The organism is Streptomyces mexicanus (assembly GCF_902506575.1).
Taxonomy (GTDB): Bacteria; Actinomycetota; Actinomycetes; order Streptomycetales; family Streptomycetaceae; genus Streptomyces; species Streptomyces mexicanus.
This window is the reverse complement of the sequence record NZ_LR732544.1, coordinates 3,521,411-3,541,957: the sequence shown is the minus strand read 5'-3', so window position 1 is coordinate 3,541,957 and position 20,547 is coordinate 3,521,411. Positions and strand designations below refer to the sequence as shown.

Sequence of the window (20,547 nt, the reverse complement as noted above, 5' to 3'; positions counted from 1 at the left end):
GGGTGGGTCACTCCGCTGATGCCGGGCGGCTGTCCGTCGTCGGGGTCCGGTCGGGCCGGCCTGCCGCGCGCTTGATCGCCGCGTCGCGCTTGCGGACGTACCAGATGCCGACCAGGCCGAGCGCGGCGCCCGTCAGGCAGGTCCACAGCCACCAGGTGTGGCCGTGGTCGGCGAACCAGCCGTAGAAGGGGAGCTGGGCCAGGAAGAGGACGAACCAGACGATCGTGCCGCCGGTGATGGTGGCGACCACGGGGCCCTCCAGGGGCTCCGGCGCCTCGTGCTTGGGGGTCCACTTCGCCATGGGCTCAGCTTACGGCCCGGGGGTGAGGGGGCCGCCCGGCCCGTGCTCTCCGCCCCGCCGGCCCCTGCTCTCCGCCCCGCCCGACCGGTGGCTCTCTGCCCCGAGGCCGGTGCTCTCTGCCCCGAGGCCATCGCTCTCTGCCCCACCGGCCGGTGCTCTGTGCCCAGCCCGGCCCGTCAGCCGCACGCTCCGCCCGCCCGCCACGTCGCTCACGCGTCCGGATTAGCCTTTTCGGGGTTCATATGTTCATACTGAAACCGTCCGAGTCTGGCCGCTTATCTTCGTATGAATCACCAACAGCACCATGGGGGAGACCTGTTGGTGACCGAAGGCGGCGAGACTCGATCACGTTTGATCCCATCCCAGGCCCGGTACTTCCGTACCTCCCGCATCCTTGAGGTCATCCGCATGTCCACCTCGGCCACCGCCAAGGTCCCCGCCCCCGAGAAGCCGGGGGTACCGCCCCGGTACGGCGCTCTCGACCGCTACTTCAAGATCTCCGAGCGGGGCAGCTCCCTGTCCCGCGAGATCCGCGGCGGCTTCGCCACCTTCTTCGCGATGGCCTACATCATCGTGCTGAACCCGATCATCCTCGGCAGCGCGAAGGACATGTACGGGCATCAGCTGGACAACGGCCAGCTCGTCACCGCGACCGCCCTGACCGCCGCGTTCACCACGCTGCTCATGGGCGTCATCGGCAACGTGCCGATCGCCCTCGCCGCCGGTCTCGGCGTCAACACCGTCGTCGCGCTGCAGCTCGCCCCGCGCATGTCCTGGCCGGACGCCATGGGCATGGTCGTGCTGGCCGGCTTCGTCGTGATGCTGCTGGTCGCCAGCGGTCTGCGCGAGCGCGTGATGGCCGCCGTGCCGTTCGGCCTGCGCAAGGGCATCGCCATCGGCATCGGCCTGTTCATCATGCTGATCGGTCTCGTCGACTCCGGCTTCGTCTCCCGCATCCCGGACGCCGCCCACACCACCGTCCCGCTCCAGCTGGGCGCCGACGGTCACCTCAACGGCTGGCCGGTCCTGGTGTTCGTGCTGGGCGTGCTGCTCACGCTCGCCCTCCTGGTGCGCAAGGTGCCCGGCGCGATCCTGATCTCGATCGTCGCCATGACCGTCGTGGCCGTGATCATCAACGCGGTCGCCCACGTGCCGTCGTGGGGCCTGACCACCCCGAAGTGGCCCGGCAACCCCGTCTCCTCCCCGGACTTCGGCCTGGTCGGCCAGGTCAGCCTGTTCGGCGGATTCCACAAGGTCGGCGTGCTGAACGGCGTCCTGTTCGTCTTCACGGTGCTGCTGTCGTCGTTCTTCGACGCCATGGGCACGATCATGGGCATCGGCGACGAGGCCAAGCTGACCAACGCCGAGGGCCAGATGCCCGGTATCAACAAGGTCCTCTTCGTCGACGGCATCGCCGTCGCGGCCGGCGGTGCGACCTCCTCCTCCGGCACCACCTGCTTCGTGGAGTCCACGGCCGGTGTCGGCGAGGGCGCGCGGACCGGCTTCGCGAACATCGTCACCGGCCTGCTGTTCGCCGCCGCCCTCTTCCTCACGCCCGTCGCCACGATGGTCCCGTCCCAGGCGGCCACCCCGGCCCTGCTCGCGGTCGGCTTCCTGATCCTGGCCGGCTCGATCCGGGAGATCGACTGGTCCGACTTCACCATCGCCGTTCCGGCCTTCGTGACGATGCTGATGATGCCGTTCACGTACTCCATCACCAACGGCATCGGCATGGGCTTCATCACCTTCGTGGTGCTGCGCCTGGCCACCGGCCGCGCCCGCGAGATCCCGGCGGCGATGTACGTGGTCTCGGCGGTCTTCGCCTTCTACTACCTGATGCCGGCCCTGGGTCTGACCTGATCCGGTCGCCGAAGGATCCGTTCCGGGGCGGTTCTGCGGGGTCACCTCACGGGACTCCGTAGAACCGCTCCGTCTCCTCGACGGCGGCCTGGAACCGCTCGTCGAAGTCACTGCGCATGAGCGTCCGGACGACATAGTCCTGGACGCTCATTCCTCTTTTCGCGGCATGGTCGCGGAGCCGTTCGAGCAGCTCGTGGTCCATGCGCAGGCTGAGCACGCTGGTCCCCATGCAGACGAGGGTCGCCGCACGCCTCGGCGGGAGGTGCCGCCTTCCCCACGGATATCACCCATTCGGGTGACATCCGCGTGACACGGACGGCGCAGTGGCCAGGGTCACTGGCCTACGGGTGTGTCTCCGGTGGTCCTTAGGCAGGGTAATGAGTTACCCTAAAGAACATGCCGGACCTAACCCATGGCGACGACGCAGCCGCCGTGAACTCCTTGCGCTCCGCCCTGATGCGGCTCTCCCGCCGCCTCAAGCACCAGCGGGTGGACGAGTCGCTGAGCCCCACCGAGATGTCGGTGCTGGGCACCCTGGCCAACTGCGGCAGCGCCACGCCGGGCGAGCTGGCCCGCAAGGAGCACGTGCAGCCGCCGTCGATGACCCGCATCGTGGCGCTGCTCGAAGCCAAGGGACTGGTCCGCCTGGAGCCGCATCCCGAGGACCGGCGCCAGAAGGTCGTCACTCAGACCGAGCAGGCCGAGACCATGCTCGAGGAGAGCCGCCGCAAGCGGAACGCCTTCCTGGCCGGCCTGATCGACGGCCTCGACGAGGACGAGTGGGCGAAGCTGCGCGCGGCCGCCCCCGTGCTGGAGAAGCTCGCCCATCTGTAAGCACACCCAGCGAGGAGGCGAACCCTTTTGAGTACGGGATCCGGAGCAGACTCCGCCCCCGCACCGACCACCCACGACTCCCAGACCGCCACCGACTCCCCCCGCAAGTCCTCGATGTTCAGCTCCCTGAAGGTCAGGAACTACCGCCTGTTCTTCATGGGCCAGGTCGTCTCCAACACCGGCACCTGGATGCAGCGCATCGCGCAGGACTGGCTGGTGCTCAGCCTGACCGGCTCCTCCGCCGCGGTCGGCATCACCACCGCCCTGCAGTTCCTGCCGATGCTGCTGTTCGGCCTGTACGGCGGCGTCCTCGTCGACCGGCTGCCCAAGCGGCCGACGCTGCTGTGCACGCAGTCCGCGATGGCCCTGACGGGTCTCGCGCTCGCCGCCCTCACCCTCACCGGCCACGTCCAGGTCTGGCACGTCTACGTCGCCGCCTTCGCCATGGGCCTGGCCACCGTGGTCGACAACCCGGCCCGCCAGTCCTTCGTCTCGGAGATGGTCGGCCCCGAGCAGCTGCAGAACGCGGTCAGCCTGAACTCGGCCAACTTCCAGTCCGCCCGGCTGATCGGCCCGGCCGTCGCCGGGGTCATGATCACCGGAGCGGGCACCGGCTGGGCCTTCCTCGCCAACGGCCTGTCCTTCGCCGCGCCCATCACCGGCCTGCTGCTGATGCGCGCCCGCGAGCTGCACGTCGTCGAGCGCACCCCGCGCGGCAAGGGCCAGCTCCGCGAGGGCCTTCGCTACGTCGCCGGCCGCCCCGACCTGATCTGGCCCATCGTGCTGGTCGGTTTCATCGGCACCTTCGGCTTCAACTTCCCGGTGTGGCTGTCGGCCTACGCCGACGACGTCTTCCGCGCCGGCGCCGGCGCCTACAGCCTCTTCAACACGGTGATGGCGGTCGGCTCCCTGGTCGGCGCCCTCCTCGCCGCCCGCCGCGGCACCGCCCGGCTGCGCGTGCTGATCGCGGCCGCCGCCGCCTTCGGCGCGCTGGAGATCGTCGCCGCGCTGGCCCCGCAGTACTGGCTGTTCGCCCTGCTGATGGCGCCGATCGGGGTCTTCGGGCTCACGGTCAACGTCACCGCGAACACCGCGGTGCAGATGGCCACCGACCCCGCCATGCGCGGCCGGGTGATGTCCCTGTTCATGATGGTCTTCATGGGCGGTACGCCGCTGGGCGCGCCGCTGGTCGGCTGGGTCACCGACACCTGGGGCGCCCGGATCGGCTTCGCCTTCGGCGGCGTGATCTCGCTCGCCGCGGCCGTCACCATCGGACTGGTGCTGGGCCGCGTGGGCGGACTGCGGCTGTCGGTGGGCTGGCACCGGGGACACCCGCAGGTGCGGTTCGTGCCGCGCGAGTCCCGGGAGGAGCTGGCACCGGCGGCGTGAGGCCGTGAGACCGTCCGGGGGCGGGCACGGTCGGCCGGGGGCGTGCGCGGTCGGCCGGGGGCGTGCGGCCCCAGGTGGCCAGGCGGGCACGCCAGGGTGGCCTGGGTGCGATCCCGGCCTGCCCCGAGGACAGTGGCCCCCAGGACCCGCCCTGGGGACACTGGCCCCATGAGACTCTTCGCGGCGGTCCTGCCCCCGGACGACGTCGCCGACCGGCTCGCCCGTGAAGTGGCCGAGCTGAAACGGCTGCCCGGCGCGGACGGGCTGCGCTGGACCGGACGGCCCGGCTGGCACTTCACGCTCGCCTTCTACGGCGAGGTGGACGAGGAGGCCGTCCCCGAGCTGTCGGCCCGGCTGGCCCGTGCGGCCGGCCGTACGCCCGCCTTCCCGCTCGCGCTGAGCGGCGGCGGGCAGTTCGGGCGGGGCAGCGCGCTGTGGACCGGGGCGGACGGCGACCTGCGCACCCTGGGGCTGCTGGCCGACCGCGCGGAGGCGGCGGCGCGCAAGGCGGGCGTGCCCATGGGCGAGCACCGCCCGTACAAGGCGCATCTGACGGTGGCGCGCGGCGGCGGTCGGCGCGCGGTGGACGTACGACCCTGGGTGCGGGCGCTGCAGGGGTTCGCCAGCCGTTCCTGGACGGTGGAGGAGCTGGTCCTGATCCGCAGCCGGCTGCCGAGGTCCGGCGTGCCCGGTGAGCAGCCCCGTTACGAACCGGTCGGCCGCTGGCCACTGGGAGGGTCCGGTTAGTCTCGATGACGTGGACCCGAAAACCCGGAACCGGATCATGGCCGGTGCGCTTGTGCTGATGTTGGCTGTCGTCGCGGTGGCGGCCGCGCTCGGCAGGTGATGCCGGGCACGGCCGCGCGCGACGGCCGGTGACCTTGCCGGGCCGCGCGCGACGGCCGGTGACTACGGGTAACCGTCAGTGACCGCGAACGGCCGCGAGCGGCGGTCGGTCGCGGCGGCCGGTCACCGTCGGTGGTCGCCGGATGATCGGTGACCGGCCGACAGCGAGCGGTGACCGGCCGGCGAGTGAGCGGTGACCGGCCGGCGAGTGAGCGGTGTGCGGCCGCTGAGCGGTCAGCGGCCCGCGGCTCACCAGGCGAACGCCTCCGGGGACGGCCCCGGCCCCGGGAAGATGTCGTCCAGGCCGGCCAGCAGCTCCGCGCCCAGCTCCAGCTCGACGGCCCGCAGCGCGGACTGAAGCTGCTCGGCGGTGCGCGGGCCGACGATCGGTCCCGTGACCCCGGGCCGGGTGAGCAGCCAGGCCAGCGCGACCTCGCCGGGCTGCAGGCCGTGCTTGTCGACCAGGTCCTCGTAGGACTGGACCTGCGCACGCACCGCCGGGTCCTTCAGGGCGTCGGCCGCGCGGCCCGAGGAGCGGCGTCCGCCCTCGGCCTCCTTCTTGATCACCCCGCCGAGCAGTCCGCCGTGCAGCGGCGACCAGGGGATGACCCCGAGACCGTAGTCCTGCGCGGCCGGGATGACCTCCATCTCCGCGCGCCGCTCGGCCAGGTTGTACAGGCACTGCTCGCTCACCAGGCCGATGGTGCCGCCGCGCCGGGCGGCGATCTCGTTGGCCTGGGCGATCTTGTAGCCGGGGAAGTTGGAGGAGCCGACGTAGAGGATCTTGCCCTGCTGGACCAGGACGTCCACGGCCTGCCAGATCTCCTCGAACGGGGTGTCCCGGTCGATGTGGTGGAACTGGTAGAGGTCGATGTGGTCGGTCCGCAGCCGCTTCAGGCTGGCGTCGACGGCCCGGCGGATGTTCAGCGCGGAGAGCTTGTCGTGGTTGGGCCAGGCGGGGCCGTCCGCGCCCATGTTGCCGTACACCTTGGTCGCCAGGACCACCTTGTCCCGGCGGTCGCCGCCCTTGGCGAACCAGTTGCCGATGATGCTCTCGGTACGGCCCTTGTTCTCGCCCCAGCCGTAGACGTTCGCGGTGTCGAAGAAGTTGATCCCGGCGTCGAGCGCCGCGTCCATGATCGCGTGGCTGTCCGCCTCGTCGGTCTGCGGGCCGAAGTTCATCGTGCCGAGGACGAGGCGGCTGACCTTGAGTCCGGTGCGTCCGAGCTGTGTGTACTTCATGGTCCACAAGCCAACGACTTCGAGTGGACTCCAGGCAAGAGCCGCCGCCGGTTGCCCCCGACGATCTCGACCCTGTATCCCTCGGGGACGGGCATGCGCTCCAGCCGCTCGAACCACTCGTCCAGACGCTTGGTGTTGGCGTCGGCGTCGGCCATCTCGATCCTGTCTTCGAGGACGGTCATCATGGCGCTCCTCCCGGCTGTCTCATGGACGAGTGCAGCCGCGCGGTACAGCGATACGCACGGTGACCAGGGCGCGGCGGAATCCGGTCATCTTGTTCCGGTCGCGTACTCCTGTCCGATGCCCCATGCCTCCCACATCGCCGCCGCGAACGCCCCCGCGATGGCGTGTTCGCCGCGCTCGTTGGGGTGCGTGCCGTCGTAGGTGTCCGTGTCGATGTCGTACCCGTCGGGCGTGGGCGCCAGCAGCAGAGGGGAGCGGGGCTCGTCCAGGTCGGCCACCGTCTTGGCCAGCAGCTCGTTGAAGAGGTCCACCTGGGCGGCGAAGGAGTCGTCGAGGCGGGCGCGGACGTTCGGTATCACGGGCAGCAGCACCATGCGTATGCGCGCGTTGGCGGCCCGCGCGCCCGCCACGAAGGCGCGCACGTTCTGCGCGGTCTGCTCGGCATTGGTGTAGAAGCCGAGGTCGATCAGGCCCAGCGACACCAGCAGCACGTCCGCGCGGCAGCCGCGCACCGCGTCCTCGATCAGCGGGGCCATGTGCGTCCAGCCCTCGCCCCAGCCGGCGAGGTGGGCGCGGGGGAAGCGGGGGTCGCCGTCGGCGTAGGCGTAGGAGGTCGGCGCGTCCGCCGCCTTGTCGTACAGCGCCTCGCGGGGGCCGACCAGCGTGAAGGGGCCGCCGTACGTGGCGCGCAGGTGCTGCCACAGCCGGTAGCGCCAGGTGTGTTCCCCCGCGCTGCCGATCGTCATGGAGTCACCGACGGGCATGAACCTGAGCATCCGCTCATCATGAACGACCACGCGCGCGCGTGGAGCGTGAGGTCCACCACGCGGGCGTGAGCGCAGTGGCATCGGGCCGCCCCGCGCGCGTGCCGCACGACGCGGGACGCCGGGCCGTCTGCCCCGCGCCCGCGGGATGGCAGGCTTGCCCCATGCGCCGACCGCTCGCCCTGCTCGCCACGGTCCTCCTCGCCGGGGGCCTGTCCGCCGCGCCCGCCCTCGCCGCCGACGGCGGCGTCGGCGACCAAGGCTTCACGATCAAGGACCCGCGGATCAAGGAGTCCAGCGGGCTCGCCGCCTCGCATCTGCACCCGGGCGTCTACTGGACCCACAACGACAGCGACGACGGCCCCTACCTCTACGCCGTGGACGGCAGGACCGGCCGGACCGTCGCCAGGGTCACGTTCAGCGGCGTGGGCAGGCCCCGGGACGTGGAGGCGATCTCGATCGGCCCGGACGACCAGATCTACGTCGGCGACATCGGCGACAACCTCGACGGCAGCTGGCCCTACGTGTGGATCTACCGGCTGCCGGAGCCCCGGCAGCTCAAGGACCAGACGATCCGGGCCACGCAGTACGTGGTGAAGTACGCGGACGGCGCCCGCAACGCCGAGTCGCTGGTGGTGCACCCGAAGACGGGGCGCGTCTACATCATCGACAAGAAGGAGGACGGCGGGCACCTCTACGAAGGGCCGGCCCGCCTGTCGTCCCACGGCACGAACGTCTTCAAGCCGATCGCCCCCGTCGATCTGTGGGCCACCGACGCGGCCTTCTCGCCGGACGGCACCCGGCTCGCCGTGCGCGGCTACTTCGGCGGGATCCTCTACGACTGGAACGGCGGGAAGATCAAGCGCCGGGCCAGGCTGAACGTTCCGCTCCAGCGGCAGGGGGAGTCGGTCACCTACAGCGCCGACGGCACCGAGCTGCTGTACGGCAGCGAGGGCGCCGACAGCCCCGTACAGGCCGAGCCCGCACCCGGCGGCGGCAGCGCGTCGGCCTCGCCCTCGCACGGGGGCGGCGGGCAGGCGTCCGGCTCCGCGGGCGGCATGGGCGCGGGGCTGAAGACGGGGGCGGTCGCGGTGGTCGTGGCGGCGGTGGCGGTGTTCGGGCTGGGACGGTTGATGCGCCGCCGCTCTTGACGGACCACTGACAAGTCGCGTTCCATGGGCAACGCGGGCGATGGGAGCGCTCCCATCCGGTTCCGGACCCGCGCCTGTGAGAGGACGGCAGCGACATGTTCCGCAGTTTGCGAAGAGCGCTGTGCACGACCGCCGCGGCGCTCCTGATACCGCTCGGGGCGAGCCTCGGCCTCGCCCTGCCGACGGCCGCCCACGCCGCCGGGGCCGCCACCGCGGTGCCCACCGCGCCCGCCGGGAGCACGGCCGCCGGGGGCACGGCCGCGCAGGCCGGCACCGCCGCCGCGGGCGCCGGCTACTGGCACACCAGCGGGCGGCAGATCCTGGACGCGGCCGGGAACCCGGTCCGCATCGCCGGGATCAACTGGTTCGGCTTCGAGACGTCCAACCACGTGGTCCACGGCCTGTGGTCCCGGGACTACAAGTCCATGATCGACCAGATGAAGTCGCTGGGCTACAACACCATCCGGCTGCCCTACAGCGACGACATCTTCAAGGCCGGCACCACGGCCGACAGCATCAACTTCAACGGCATGAACGCCGACCTGCAGGGGCTGACCCCGCTGCAGATCATGGACAAGATCGTCGCCTACGCCGGCCACGACGGCCTGAAGGTCATCCTCGACCGCCACCGCCCGGACTCGGGCGGGCAGTCGGCCCTGTGGTACACGGCGTCCGTGCCCGAGTCGACCTGGATCGCCGACCTGAAGGCCCTCGCCTCCCGCTACCAGGGCCAGGACACCGTCATCGGCATCGACCTGCACAACGAGCCGCACGACCCCGCCTGCTGGGGCTGCGGCGACCAGTCCACGGACTGGCGGCTGGCCGCCGAACGGGCCGGTGACGCGGTCCTGTCCGTCAATCCGAACCTGCTGATCTTCGTCGAGGGCGTGCAGACGGTCGGCGGCGTCTCCGGCTGGTGGGGCGGCAACCTCATGGGCGTCGCCCAGTACCCGGTGCGCCTCGACGTCGCCGACCGGGTCGTGTACTCCGCCCACGACTACGCCACCAGCGTGGCCCAGCAGAGCTGGTTCAGCGACCCGAGCTTCCCCGCCAACATGCCGGGCGTCTGGGACAAGTACTGGGGCTACGTCTTCAAGCAGAACATCGCCCCGGTGTGGCTGGGCGAGTTCGGGACGACGCTGCAGTCGACGACCGACCAGAAGTGGCTGAAGGCACTGGTCGACTACCTGCGCCCGACGTCGACGTACGGCGGCGACAGCTTCCAGTGGACCTTCTGGTCCTGGAACCCGGACTCCGGTGACACCGGCGGCATCCTCAAGGACGACTGGCAGACCGTGGACACCGTCAAGGACGGCTACCTGGCGAGCGTGAAGGCGCCGGGCTTCCCCTCCGGCGGCGACAACGGCGGCGGGGGCGGGGGCGACGGCGGCAGCGGCGGGACCCCCCCCGCCCGCACCGCCGCCTACAAGGGCAGCGACGACTGGGGCAGCGGCTTCAACGCCCAGGGGACGGGCACCAATTCGGGCACGACCGCCCTTAAGTCCTGGAAGGTGACCTGGACCTGGAGCGGCGCGCAGAAGGTCACGAACATGTGGAACGCGACCTACACGCAGACCGGTTCCACGGTGACCGCCGTGAACGCCGCCCACAACGGCTCGGTCCCGGCGGGCGGTTCGGTGACCTTCGGCTTCGGCGGAGCGCCCGGGGGCGGCGGCACGCCGAGCGTGAGCTGCACCGCGGGCTGAGGACCGGACGGGACCTCGGACGGTGAGACACCGGGCGGGGCCTCGCAGGGGACCTCATACAGGGCGAGACCCCGGACGGGACCTCGGACCGGCGGGTGAGACCTCGGGCGGGGGGAGTCCCCGGACGGGACCTCGGGCCGGCGGGGGGGATCTCGAGCGGGGTGAGTCCCCGGACGGAAGCCCCGGATGGACGGCGAGGGGCGCCCGGCGGATCGCCGGGCGCCCCTTCGACGGTCGTGGGCGAAGCGCCGGCGCTACAGCTTCTCGATGACGTAGTCGATGCACTTGGTCAGCGCCTCGATGTCCGCCGGGTCGACGGCCGGGAACATCGCGACGCGCAGCTGGTTGCGGCCGAGCTTGCGGTAGGGCTCGGTGTCGACGATGCCGTTGGCGCGCAGCACCTTGGCGACGGCCGCGGCGTCGATGTCGTCGGAGAAGTCGATCGTGCCGATGACCTGGGAGCGCTTGGCCGGGTCGGTCACGAACGGGGTCGCGAACTTCACGTCCTCCGCCCAGCCGTACAGCGTGCGCGAGGAGGTCGCCGTGCGGCGCACGGCCCAGTCCAGGCCGCCCTGGCCGTTGATCCACTCCAGCTGCTGGTTCAGCAGGAACAGCGTGGCGAGGGCCGGGGTGTTGTAGGTCTGGTTCTTGCGGGAGTTGTCGATCGCCGTGGGCAGCGAGAAGAACTCCGGGACGTGCCGGCCGGAGGCGTGCACCCGCTCGGCGCGCTCGATCGCGGCCGGGGAGAAGACGCCGATCCACAGGCCGCCGTCGGAGGCGAAGGACTTCTGCGGGGCGAAGTAGTAGACGTCGGTCTCGGCGATGTCGACCGGCAGGCCGCCGGCGCCGCTGGTGGCGTCCACCAGGACCAGCGCGCCCTCGTCGGCGCCCGGCACCCGCTTGATGGGCATGGCCACGCCGGTGGAGGTCTCGTTGTGCGTGAAGGCGTACACGTCGACGCCGGCCTCGGCCTCGGCCTCCGGGTGCGTGCCCGGGTCGGCGGTGATGACCGTCGGCTCGGCCAGCCACGGAGCCAGCTTGGCGGCCTTGGCGAACTTGGAGGAGAACTCGCCGAAGCTGAGGTGCTGCGACTTGTTCTCGATCAGGCCGTGGGTCGCGATGTCCCAGAACGCGGTGGAGCCGCCGTTGCCGAGGATCACCTCGTAGCCGTCGGGGAGCTGGAACAGCTCGCGGATGCCCTCGCGCACCTTGCCGACCAGGTTCTTGACGGGGGCCTGGCGGTGGGAGGTGCCCATGAGGGACGTGCCGGTGGCGGCGAGGGCGTCCAGCGCCTCCGTCCGCACCTTGGAGGGACCCGCGCCGAAACGTCCGTCCGCGGGCTTGATGTCAGAGGGAATCTGGATCTCAGCCACGTGCCGGAGGGTATCTCTTCGGTGAAACCGGACGGAATCGTGTCCGTCCGATGAGACGACACGCGCCGCCCGGTGGACTGGTCGGGATATACGAAGATCCACAGGTCACAGGGGCTCGCGGCGGGTGGGCGCGCCGGCCGTGCGCCCCGGCGAGTGCTGGGGCCTGCGTGGCGGGTCTGCGAGGGCTGGGGCCTGCGTGGCGGGTGTGTGTGGCGAGCCGGGGGGCTGCGAGGGCTGGGACGTGCCGCCCGGGGCCGCGAGTGCTGGGGCGGGTCCGCGAGGGCGAGCCGCGTCGTCGCCGGGCCGCTGTCCCGCCTCCGGTCACCCTCCGTGGTCGCGTTGTCAGTGGGCGGGGGCATGCTGGAGCCATGACCGATCAGCATGCGCGGGCCGGACTCGCCGGTGACCTCGCGGCCCGGTTGCGCCGGCACGTCCGGGGGGACGTGCGGTGCGACGCGACCGCGCGGGCGCTGGTGACCATGGACGCCTCCAACTACCGGCGCGTCCCGCTGGGCGTGGTCGCGCCGCGGGACGCCGACGACGTGGCGGCCGTGCTCGGCATCTGCCGGGAGCAGGGCGTGCCGGTGGTGGCGCGCGGCGGCGGCACGTCGATCGCCGGGCAGGCGACCGGCACCGGCGTGGTCCTGGACTTCACCCGGTACATGAACCGGCTGCTGGAGATCGACCCGGTCGCCCGGACGGCCGTCGTCCAGCCGGGACTGGTCCTGGACCGGTTGCAGGAGGCCGCCGCGCCGCACGCGCTGCGCTTCGGGCCCGATCCGTCCACGCACAGCCGCTGCACGCTCGGCGGCATGATCGGCAACAACTCCTGCGGCTCCCACTCGGTGGCCTGGGGCACGACCGCGGACAGCGTGCGCGAGCTGTCGGTGCTCACCGCGCGCGGACGGCGGCTGCGGCTCGGGGCGGGGTGGGCCGGGGCGCCGGACGGGCTGCGGGAGCTGGTCGAGGGGGAGCTGGCGCGGCTGCGGACGGGCTTTCCGCAGCTGCCCCGGCGCATCTCCGGGTACGCGCTGGACGCCCTGCTGCCGGAGCGGGGCGCACACGTGGCACGGTCCTTCTGCGGTTCCGAGGGCACGCTCGGGGTGCTCACCGAGGCGGTCGTGGGCCTGGTGGAGGCGCCCCGCGCACGGGCGCTGGCGGTGCTGGGGTACGCCGACGAGAGCGCGGCCGCGCAGGCGGCGGCCGGGCTGCTGCCGCTGGGGCCGCTGACGGTGGAGGGCATGGCACGGGATCTGGTGCCCGGCGCCGGGGCCGCTCTGCCCCGAGGCGACGCCTGGCTGTTCGTGGAGACCGGAGGGGACACGGCGGGGGAGGCACGCGCGCGTGCCGAGGCGATCGTGCGCGCCGCCGACGTCGTCGACGCCCTGGTGGTGACGGAGCCGGCCGCGCAGCGCGCACTGTGGCGGATCCGGGAGGACGCCAGCGGGACGGCGACCCGCATGCCCGACGGCTCCGAGGCATGGCCCGGCTGGGAGGACTGCGCGGTGCCGCCCGCCCGGCTGGGGGAGTACCTGCGCGCCTTCCGCGAGCTGCTCGCCGCGCACGGGCTGCGCGGCACGCCGTACGGGCACTTCGGGGACGGCTGCATCCACGTCCGCATCGACTTCGACCTGCTCACCGAGGCGGGCGTCGCCCGATTCCGGCGGTTCTCCGAGGAGCTGGCCGAGCTGGTGGTGGCGCACGGCGGCTCGCTGTCCGGGGAGCACGGCGACGGGCAGGCCCGCGCCGAGCTGCTGCCGAGGATGTACGGCCCGGGGCTGGTGGCCCTGTTCGAGCGGGCCAAGGCCGTCTGGGACCCCGACGACCTGCTCAACCCGGGGATGCTGGTGCGGCCCGCCCCGCTGGACGCCGGCCTGCGTTTCTCCGTGCTGCCGCGCGAGCCGGTCGAGGTGGCGTTCGGGTACGCGGCCGACGGCGGCGACTTCTCCGCGGCGGTGCGCCGCTGCGTGGGCGTCGCCAAGTGCCGTACGACCGAGGCGCAGGGCGCGGCGGTGATGTGCCCGTCGTTCCGGGCGACCGGTCAGGAGGAGCACTCCACGCGGGGCCGGGCCCGGCTGCTGCACGAGATGCTCGCCGGCGAACTGATCACCGACGGCTGGCGCTCCCCGGAGGTCAAGGACGCGCTGGATCTGTGCCTGGCCTGCAAGGGATGCCGCTCCGACTGCCCGGTCGGGGTGGACATGGCCACCTACAAGGCGGAGTTCCTGCACCACCACTATGCCGGGCGGCGCCGGCCGGCCGCCCACTACACGATGGGACGGCTGCCGGTGTGGCTGCGCTGGGCGGCCCGCACGCGCACCGCCCCCCTCCTCAACGCGCTGAGCGGGATCCGCCCTCTGGCCGCCGCGGCCAAGCACCTCGCCGGCATCACTCCCGAACGGCAGATCCCGCGACTGGCCACCGAGCCGTTCACCCGCTGGTGGCGCAGGCGGCGGCCGCGGTCGCCGGGACCGGGCGAGCTGGTCGTGCTGTGGCCGGACACCTTCACCGAGCACCTGTCGCCCTCGGTGGGGCGGTCGGCGGTGCGGGTGCTGGAGGCGGCCGGGCTGCGGGTGGCACTGCCGCCGACCCTGCGGCTGCGCCGGCCCCCCGTGGGCGACGGACGGTCGGTGACCCTCGACCCCGTCTCCGTGCTGCGCGGCCGGGGGCGGGTGTGCTGCGGTCTGACGTACGTCTCGACGGGCCAGCTCGACCACGCCCGGGCGGTGCTGCGCCGCACACTCGACCTGATGGAACCGGTTCTGGCGACCTCCGCCCCCGTGGTCGTCCTGGAGCCGAGCTGCGCCGCCGCCCTGCGCACCGATCTTCCCGAGCTGCTGCCCGGCGACCCGCGCGCCCACCGGCTGGCCGCCCGCGTCCTGACCTTCGCGCAGGCCCTGGAGCGGTACGCCCCCCACTGGAGGCCGCCCCGCCTGGACCGCCCGGTCGCCGGTCAGACCCACTGCCACCAGCACGCCGTCCTGGGCGATGCGGCGGACCGCCGGCTGCGTGCGGCGGCGGGCCTGAGCGGTGAACTCTCCGGCGGCTGCTGCGGTCTGGCCGGCGACTTCGGCTTCGCGAAGGGCCACTGGGAGGTCTCGACGGCCTGCGCGGAGGAACAGCTGCTGCCGTCGGTGCGGCAGGCCGAGGCCGGCACGGTCGTCCTGGCGGACGGCTTCTCCTGCCGCACCCAGCTGGAGCAACTGGCCGGAATACGGGGACAGCACCTGGCGGAGGTGCTGGCGGAGGCGCTGGACGCCGCGGAGGGTCCGGGCGACGCCGCTCCGAGAGCGGCGAGGCGGGCGCGGGGGGCGGCGGGCGGGGGCGGGGGGCGGGGGGGGCGGGGCCGGCCCTTTTAAACAACTGACGCCGCCGGCGACCCCCTTCCGGGAGAGCTCCTGGCGCGCCCCGTGGTGTACAAAAAAACAGCTCCACAACTCCGACGTGGGCGGCACCGGCATCGCGCCGCGGCGCGCCCGCGTCACCGAACCGGAGGCCCGCGTCGGCCGCGAGACCCACCGCATCGCGATCGAACTGCTCGACGCCGAGGGGACCCGCCCCGGCGTGCGCGAGACCGTCCAGGGCTACCTCGACATGACCGCGGCCTGGGCCTGGCCAACCTCCTCACCGACGACACCACCCCCCCGCGCGCGGGTCGTCGCCCAGTGGGCGGCGCTGCGGGAGACGGCGCTGCGCTGAACCGGCCGGGGCCCCGCGCCCACGACGGCACGAGGCCCCGGCCGCACGGCTCAGTGCGCGATGTCGTCGTACCCCGGGATCTCCTGCGGGCTGCGCGGACCCGGGCCCACGTAGCGGGCCGTGGGACGCACCAGGCGGCCGGTCCGCTTCTGCTCCAGGATGTGCGCCGACCAGCCCGCCGTGCGCGCGCACGTGAACATCGACGTGAACATGTGCGCCGGCACCTCGGCGAAGTCCAGCACGATCGCCGCCCAGAACTCCACGTTCGTGGCCAGCACCCGGTCCGGACGCCGGTTGTGCAGCTCCTCCAGCGCCGCCTTCTCCAGCGCCTCCGCCACCTCGAACCGCGGCGCGCCCAGCTCGCGGGCGGTGCGGCGCAGCACCCGCGCGCGCGGGTCCTCCGCCCGGTACACCCGGTGACCGAAGCCCATCAGGCGCTCGCCGCGGTCCAACGCCGCCTTGACGTACCCCTCCGCGTCCCCGGTCCGCTCGATCTCCTCGATCATGCCCAGCACCCGGGAGGGGGCGCCGCCGTGCAGCGGGCCGGACATCGCGCCCACCGCGCCCGACAGGGCCGCCGCCACGTCCGCCCCGGTGGAGGCGATGACGCGGGCGGTGAACGTGGAGGCGTTCATGCCGTGTTCCGCGGCCGACGACCAGTAGGCGTCCACGGCCGCCACGTGCTTGGGGTCCGGCTCGCCCCGCCAGCGGATCATGAACCGCTCGGTGATGGAGTGCGCCTTGTCGATCTCCCGCTGCGGCACCATCGGCAGCCCCTGCCCGCGCGCCGACTGCGCCACGTACGACAGCGCCATCACCGCCGCCCGTGCCAGGTCCTCACGGGCCTGCTCGGCGTCGATGTCCAGCAGCGGTTTCAGCCCCCACACCGGCGCCAGCATCGCCAGCGCCGACTGCACGTCCACGCGGATGTCACCCGAGTGGACCGGGATCGGGAACGGCTCGGCGGGCGGCAGCCCCGGATTGAAGGCGCCGTCGACCAGCAGCCCCCACACGTTCCCGAAGGAGACGTGACCCACCAGCTCCTCGATGTCGACGCCCCGGTACCGGAGGGCGCCGCCCTCCTTGTCCGGTTCGGCGATCTCCGTCTCGAACGCGACGACTCCCTCGAGTCCGGGTACGAAATCGGACATCAGGCGGCTCCTCGTGGTCGGTGCGACAGATGGTGCGCTGGTGACGACGACCAAGTGTCGAAGGGTCGGAAAAGCGGCGGTCTCGGGTTGCGCGGGGCTGCCCCGCCCCGTACGGATCCGCGGTCGCGTACGCCGGCTCGCGGTCCGGGACGGTACCCCTGTCATGCCCCGTGCGGCCGGCGCTCACCCCGACCGGGACGGGAGCAGCACCTTAACCCCGAGTGCCACTTTTGGGGAGAGTTCACGACACTCAGTGCCACGCAGTGCGGAGTGAGGAAGGACACCCGCGCCGCCCGGGCGCGGCCGCCGATACGGCAAGATGACCGCGTGAGCGACCGAGACGCCGGACAACGAGACATCCGAGCCGCCGAAGCACCACAGGCCCAGGAGACCGCGCCGTTCGATCTGGCCGCGATGCGGATGCACTACCGCGCGGAGGGCCTGACCGAGGCGGACCTGGCCGACACTCCGGTGGCGCAGTTCGCCCGCTGGTTCCACGAGGCCGCCGCCCAGGCGCACCTGTTCGAGGCCAACGCCATGGTGGTCTCCACCGCGGACGCCGAGGGCCGCCCCAGTTCCCGCACGGTGCTGCTCAAGCACTTCGACGAGCAGGGCTTCGTCTTCTACACCAACTACGGCTCCCGCAAGGCCCGCGACCTCGCCGAGAACCCCTACGTCTCGCTGCTCTTCCCCTGGCACCCCATGGCCCGCCAGGTCATCGTCCAGGGCGTGGCCCGCCGCACCGGCCGGGACGAGACCGCCGCGTACTTCCGCACCCGCCCGCACGGCTCGCAGCTCGGCGCCTGGGCCAGCGCCCAGTCGACGGTCATCGCGAGCCGCGCGGAGCTCGACGCCTCCTACGCCGCCCTCGCCGAGCGCTACCCGGAGGGCGAACAGGTCCCCGTCCCGCCGCACTGGGGCGGCTTCCGGGTGGCCCCGCGGACGGTGGAGTTCTGGCAGGGCCGCGAGAACCGCCTCCACGACCGCCTGCGCTACGTCGCCGAACCGGACGGCGGCTGGCGCGTGGAGCGCCTGAGCCCCTGAGGTCCACCCGGCCAAGGGGAGGGCGGACACCCGCTGAACGCAGACGACCCGCGAGCTGGGTCCTTCCGCCTGACGGCGGAGGAGCCGGCCGGACGTACCGGCAGCTCGCGGGTCGGGTGACTGCTTGGGATTGGGCCGGCTGCACGCATCTGTCACGTGCTGGTCCGGCACCGCACTGGGTGGGGTGACGGGCCGCTAACCCGCAGCCACCTCACGCGTCCGGTTGTCATACATCTGCCGAACCACCTCCCTTCTCGTGTACCGCCACCCTAAGAAAGAGCCGATCGGTCATCAAGCTCTTTTTTCCGGCCGGGTGCTCTCCGCCAGGTCCAGCGCCGCGGCGACGTGCGCCGCCACGTCCTCGGCGTGGGCCGTGTCACCGCGGTCGAAGGGGGCGCGGGTGGAGCCGCGCAGGAAGGTGAGGACGCCCAGGGTGCGGCCCCGGCTGCGCAGGGGCGTGCACAGGGCGTGCACGGTCTCCGGCGGCCACTGCCGGGTCACGGCCCACTCCTGGGCGCGTTCGGCCGGTACGGTGCCGGCGTCGGCCCGGACGGAGCCGGCCCGCTCGACGCACTGCAGCGCGGGATGCCCCTCGTCGTAGCGGACGGGCAGGCCCGAGCGGCCGGTGAGCACGCTGGGGCCGGAACCCGTCGCCGGGGTGGCGGCGACGCGCATCAGCCGCACCGGGGTGTCGTCCGCGCCGTCGCCCGGCGGGGCACCGCCGCTCACGCGGTCGATCAGGGCGTGGTCGGCGAAGCCGGCGAGTGCGAAGTCGAGGTGGGCGGTGGCGGCGTCCAGCGGGTCCTCGCACTCGGCGGCGACGTGCACGGCGCGGTGCAGCTGGTTGGCGCGGAACCGCAGCAGCGACGCCTCCTGCTCGGCGTGCTTGGCGTCGGTGACGTCGGCGAAGAGCCAGGCGACCCCCAGCGGAACCGGCTCCTCCGCGAGCGGGGAGGACAGCCGGACGAAGCCGCTGCGCCAGCAGCGGCGCCGCTCGCCCTCCGGGGTGCGCACCCCCACCCAGATCTCGGCGGGGGCCGGCGGCGCGCCCTCCGCCAGGACGTGCGCCAGCGCACTCTCCAGTTCCTCCACACCCTGGGAGAGCAGCTCGCCCAGCGGGCGGCCGAGCGCGGCCGTGCGGCCGGTGCCGAAGGCGCGGGCCGCGTGCGCGTTGACCACCGCGGGCCGCAGATCGGCGTCCACGAGGACGACACCCCAGGAGGCGTCCTCGAACAGGGCCTCGCTCAGTGCGATGGACCGCTCCAGGTCGATCTGCGCGTGCACCTCGCTGAAGGCGCAGTACACCCCCGCGGGGCTGCCGTCGGGGCCGCGCACGGCCGCGGACTGGGTGCGCACCAGGACGCGGCGGCCGTCCTTGGTGACCAGCGCGAACTCGTGCACCTGCCGGCCGGGGGCGTGCATGGCGGACATCAGCCGCCGCTCGACCTCCTCGGCGTCCGCGCTGCGCACGGCCCACCCGGCGAAGCCGTGCCGTCCGACCGCCTCGGCGGCGCTCCAGCCCAGGATGCGCTCGGCCTCGCGGTTCCAATGGGTGACGTCGCCGTGCGCGTCGAAGGCGCACAGGGCGGCGTCCATGCCGTCCAGCAGGGCGGCGAGCAGATCGGAGCCGGCACCGTCCACCGGGCCGGAGGCGTCCTGCCCGCCCGGGCCGCCCTGCCCCTGCGGGCCACCCCGATCCGGCTCGGGCCCTTCCGGCCCGATCTCGTCCGTGGCCCCACTACGCCGGGAAGCACTCACCTGAACCCCCTGCAGGCTGCGTCCGCACGTACGGCGCGTCGGTTCACTCACTGGTCATCATTCAACTTGAACGTGACGCAGCACACATCGAGTTCCCGAAGATTGGACACCTGACCGTCCCGCGAAATTCCCGCGGGGGGTCCTGCGCCGGTCGGTCGCCGGTGCCCCGGTGGCGGCGCGCCGGTGTCGGCGGAAGAACGTCAGTACCGGTAGAAGATGCGGTCCGCGTACCGGTCGAAGACGCGGGCGTTCCACTCGTGGCCGCCGTCGACGTTGCCGGAGCGCAGCAGGGGCGGCTCGATGCCGCGGTCGGCGAGGGCGCCCGCGGCGGTGGCCAGGACGGCCTGGAGCAGGGCCGCGGTGACGACCGTGGAGGCGGGGGCGAAGGGCGCGGGGACGGTGTCGAGGGTCAGTTCCGCGTCCCCGACGGCGATCTTGGAGTCGACGACGAGGTCGCAGTGGTCCTTCAGGAAGGTGCCCGAGGCGTGCCGGGAGGTGGTCTCGGTGGCGTACGCGACCGAGGTCACGCCGATCACCTTCACGCCCCGGGCGCGGGCGCCGAGGGCCATCTCGACGGGCAGGGCGTTCCGGCCGGAGAGCGAGACGACGACCAGGACGTCGCCGGAGCGCAGCGGCGAGCTGTCCAGGACCGCGCCGGCCAGCCCGTCGACGCGCTCCAGCGCGGAGCCGAGGGTGGCGGGCACGACGTCCACGCCGACGGCACCGGGCACGGCCAGGAGGTTCATCAGGGCGAGACCGCCGGCGCGGTAGACGACGTCCTGGGCGGCGAGCGAGGAGTGCCCGGCACCGAAGGCGAACAGGCGGCCGCCGGCGGCCACGGTGTCCGCGAGCAGCGTGCCGGCCGCCGTGATCGCCTCGGCCTCCTCGTCTCGGACCCGCTGGAGCAGCCCGATGGCCGCGTCGAGGTACTGGCCGGCCAGCGTGCGGTCGCTCATGCGGGGTCCCTTCGGGGTGCTGGTGGGGCGCGTCGTCGATCCCTGTGTGCCGCGGATCACGGTGAGGTCTGGACCACAGGGCTGTCAATACGGCGGGCCGCGACCGGCGGACCGCCCTACTATCTGCTTCTTTAAACAATCTACGCTGCCGCCGGCGCCCTAGTCGTCTGAGCGGGCGGGCGGCCCCAATCCTCAAATACAAAATACATACCTTTCTCTTATCCACATCTGACTCTTCCTACGCTCGTCAAATTGTAGCTGTCGAGGAGCTCCGGACTAATAACAACCAA

Annotated in this window: 16 protein-coding genes and 2 pseudogenes; 9 read left to right on the top strand and 9 right to left on the bottom strand. The window is 72.7% G+C overall.

All coding sequences use genetic code 11. From position 1 onward, the window contains the following. Positions 1 to 7 precede the first annotated feature (7 nt). Positions 8 to 301, bottom strand: coding sequence for a DUF2530 domain-containing protein (locus tag GV126_RS15740; RefSeq protein WP_159666990.1), 294 nt, complete (start codon positions 299 to 301; stop codon positions 8 to 10). A 408-nt stretch (positions 302 to 709) separates the two neighbouring features. Between GV126_RS15740 and GV126_RS15735 the strand changes: the two genes are divergently transcribed. Further along, complete coding sequence (locus GV126_RS15735; protein ID WP_159666987.1) at positions 710 to 2,161, top strand: NCS2 family permease; 1,452 nt, start codon at positions 710 to 712, stop codon at positions 2,159 to 2,161. A gap of 46 nt (positions 2,162 to 2,207) precedes the next feature. Here the strand turns inward: GV126_RS15735 and GV126_RS15730 are convergent, their stop codons facing one another. Next, positions 2,208 to 2,390 (bottom strand): hypothetical protein, encoded by a 183-nt coding sequence (locus GV126_RS15730; RefSeq protein ID WP_028421556.1) that lies wholly within the window; start codon positions 2,388 to 2,390, stop codon positions 2,208 to 2,210. Between the two features lie 167 nt (positions 2,391 to 2,557). Here GV126_RS15730 and GV126_RS15725 point away from each other — a divergent pair, with 167 nt between their 5' ends. From GV126_RS15725 to thpR, 3 genes are all read left to right on the top strand, one after another. Then, positions 2,558 to 2,995 carry a MarR family winged helix-turn-helix transcriptional regulator gene (locus tag GV126_RS15725; RefSeq protein WP_028421557.1) on the top strand — a complete coding sequence of 146 codons (438 nt, stop codon included), beginning with the start codon at positions 2,558 to 2,560 and terminating at the stop codon, positions 2,993 to 2,995. A 27-nt stretch (positions 2,996 to 3,022) separates the two neighbouring features. Beyond that, entirely contained in the window at positions 3,023 to 4,384 is a 1,362-nt protein-coding gene (locus GV126_RS15720; protein WP_159666983.1) for an MFS transporter, read from the top strand. 168 nt (positions 4,385 to 4,552) lie between these two features. Then, on the top strand, positions 4,553 to 5,131 hold the full coding sequence (gene thpR, locus GV126_RS15715) for an RNA 2',3'-cyclic phosphodiesterase (protein ID WP_159666980.1): 579 nt from the start codon (positions 4,553 to 4,555) through the stop codon (positions 5,129 to 5,131). A gap of 348 nt (positions 5,132 to 5,479) precedes the next feature. On the opposite strand, the gene GV126_RS15710 is transcribed toward thpR, so the two are convergent. The 3 genes and pseudogenes from GV126_RS15710 to GV126_RS15700 form a co-directional block, all read right to left on the bottom strand. After that, a complete protein-coding gene (locus GV126_RS15710) occupies positions 5,480 to 6,472 on the bottom strand; it encodes an aldo/keto reductase (protein WP_159666977.1) in 993 nt (330 codons plus the stop codon). A gap of 50 nt (positions 6,473 to 6,522) precedes the next feature. Beyond that, positions 6,523 to 6,657 (bottom strand): annotated as a pseudogene (locus GV126_RS15705) (Uma2 family endonuclease); the annotation flags it as partial. A gap of 84 nt (positions 6,658 to 6,741) precedes the next feature. Then, positions 6,742 to 7,431: a GDSL-type esterase/lipase family protein gene (locus tag GV126_RS15700; RefSeq protein ID WP_159666974.1), complete on the bottom strand. Its 690-nt coding sequence runs from the start codon at positions 7,429 to 7,431 to the stop codon at positions 6,742 to 6,744. 152 nt (positions 7,432 to 7,583) lie between these two features. Here GV126_RS15700 and GV126_RS15695 point away from each other — a divergent pair, with 152 nt between their 5' ends. Both GV126_RS15695 and GV126_RS15690 read left to right on the top strand, forming a co-directional pair. Continuing rightward, positions 7,584 to 8,570 (top strand): WD40 repeat domain-containing protein, encoded by a 987-nt coding sequence (locus GV126_RS15695; RefSeq protein WP_159666971.1) that lies wholly within the window; start codon positions 7,584 to 7,586, stop codon positions 8,568 to 8,570. Positions 8,571 to 8,665: 95 nt separating this feature from the next. After that, positions 8,666 to 10,276, top strand: coding sequence for a cellulase family glycosylhydrolase (locus tag GV126_RS15690; protein WP_159666968.1), 1,611 nt, complete (start codon positions 8,666 to 8,668; stop codon positions 10,274 to 10,276). Between the two features lie 254 nt (positions 10,277 to 10,530). Here GV126_RS15690 and serC read toward each other — a convergent pair whose 3' ends face one another. After that, entirely contained in the window at positions 10,531 to 11,649 is a 1,119-nt protein-coding gene (gene serC, locus GV126_RS15685) for a phosphoserine transaminase (RefSeq protein WP_159666965.1), read from the bottom strand. A gap of 368 nt (positions 11,650 to 12,017) precedes the next feature. On the opposite strand from serC, the gene GV126_RS15680 reads away from it, so the two are divergent. Together GV126_RS15680 and GV126_RS15675 are read left to right on the top strand one after the other, a co-directional pair. Further along, complete coding sequence (locus GV126_RS15680; RefSeq protein ID WP_159666962.1) at positions 12,018 to 15,008, top strand: FAD-binding and (Fe-S)-binding domain-containing protein; 2,991 nt, start codon at positions 12,018 to 12,020, stop codon at positions 15,006 to 15,008. A 112-nt stretch (positions 15,009 to 15,120) separates the two neighbouring features. Beyond that, a pseudogene (locus GV126_RS15675) lies at positions 15,121 to 15,348 on the top strand (TetR/AcrR family transcriptional regulator); the annotation flags it as partial. 50 nt (positions 15,349 to 15,398) lie between these two features. On the opposite strand, the gene GV126_RS15670 reads toward GV126_RS15675, so the two are convergent. Then, positions 15,399 to 16,499, bottom strand: coding sequence for a citrate synthase 2 (locus GV126_RS15670; protein WP_159666959.1), 1,101 nt, complete (start codon positions 16,497 to 16,499; stop codon positions 15,399 to 15,401). 414 nt (positions 16,500 to 16,913) lie between these two features. On the opposite strand from GV126_RS15670, the gene pdxH reads away from it, so the two are divergent. Further along, a complete protein-coding gene (pdxH, locus tag GV126_RS15665; protein WP_185948365.1) occupies positions 16,914 to 17,543 on the top strand; it encodes a pyridoxamine 5'-phosphate oxidase in 630 nt (209 codons plus the stop codon). A gap of 291 nt (positions 17,544 to 17,834) precedes the next feature. Here the strand turns inward: pdxH and GV126_RS15660 are convergent, their stop codons facing one another. Both GV126_RS15660 and GV126_RS15655 read right to left on the bottom strand, forming a co-directional pair. Continuing rightward, the gene (locus tag GV126_RS15660) at positions 17,835 to 19,301 is read right to left on the bottom strand and encodes a PAS domain-containing protein (RefSeq protein WP_159666956.1); all 1,467 of its coding nucleotides are present in this window, start codon (positions 19,299 to 19,301) and stop codon (positions 17,835 to 17,837) included. A 200-nt stretch (positions 19,302 to 19,501) separates the two neighbouring features. Beyond that, a complete protein-coding gene (locus tag GV126_RS15655; RefSeq protein ID WP_159666953.1) occupies positions 19,502 to 20,257 on the bottom strand; it encodes an SIS domain-containing protein in 756 nt (251 codons plus the stop codon). Positions 20,258 to 20,547: the final 290 nt, after the last annotated feature.

Coding starts and splice junctions, on each gene's coding strand:
- GV126_RS15700 (WP_159666974.1), bottom strand. CDS start 7,431: ATGCTCAGGTTCATGCCCGTCGGTGACTCCATGACGATCGGCAGCGCG.
- pdxH (WP_185948365.1), top strand. CDS start 16,914: ATGCGGATGCACTACCGCGCGGAGGGCCTGACCGAGGCGGACCTGGCC.
- GV126_RS15680 (WP_159666962.1), top strand. CDS start 12,018: ATGACCGATCAGCATGCGCGGGCCGGACTCGCCGGTGACCTCGCGGCC.
- GV126_RS15690 (WP_159666968.1), top strand. CDS start 8,666: ATGTTCCGCAGTTTGCGAAGAGCGCTGTGCACGACCGCCGCGGCGCTC.
- GV126_RS15655 (WP_159666953.1), bottom strand. CDS start 20,257: ATGAGCGACCGCACGCTGGCCGGCCAGTACCTCGACGCGGCCATCGGG.
- GV126_RS15735 (WP_159666987.1), top strand. CDS start 710: ATGTCCACCTCGGCCACCGCCAAGGTCCCCGCCCCCGAGAAGCCGGGG.
- GV126_RS15670 (WP_159666959.1), bottom strand. CDS start 16,499: ATGTCCGATTTCGTACCCGGACTCGAGGGAGTCGTCGCGTTCGAGACG.
- GV126_RS15730 (WP_028421556.1), bottom strand. CDS start 2,390: ATGGGGACCAGCGTGCTCAGCCTGCGCATGGACCACGAGCTGCTCGAA.
- GV126_RS15710 (WP_159666977.1), bottom strand. CDS start 6,472: ATGAAGTACACACAGCTCGGACGCACCGGACTCAAGGTCAGCCGCCTC.
- GV126_RS15695 (WP_159666971.1), top strand. CDS start 7,584: ATGCGCCGACCGCTCGCCCTGCTCGCCACGGTCCTCCTCGCCGGGGGC.
- GV126_RS15740 (WP_159666990.1), bottom strand. CDS start 301: ATGGCGAAGTGGACCCCCAAGCACGAGGCGCCGGAGCCCCTGGAGGGC.
- thpR (WP_159666980.1), top strand. CDS start 4,553: ATGAGACTCTTCGCGGCGGTCCTGCCCCCGGACGACGTCGCCGACCGG.
- GV126_RS15725 (WP_028421557.1), top strand. CDS start 2,558: ATGCCGGACCTAACCCATGGCGACGACGCAGCCGCCGTGAACTCCTTG.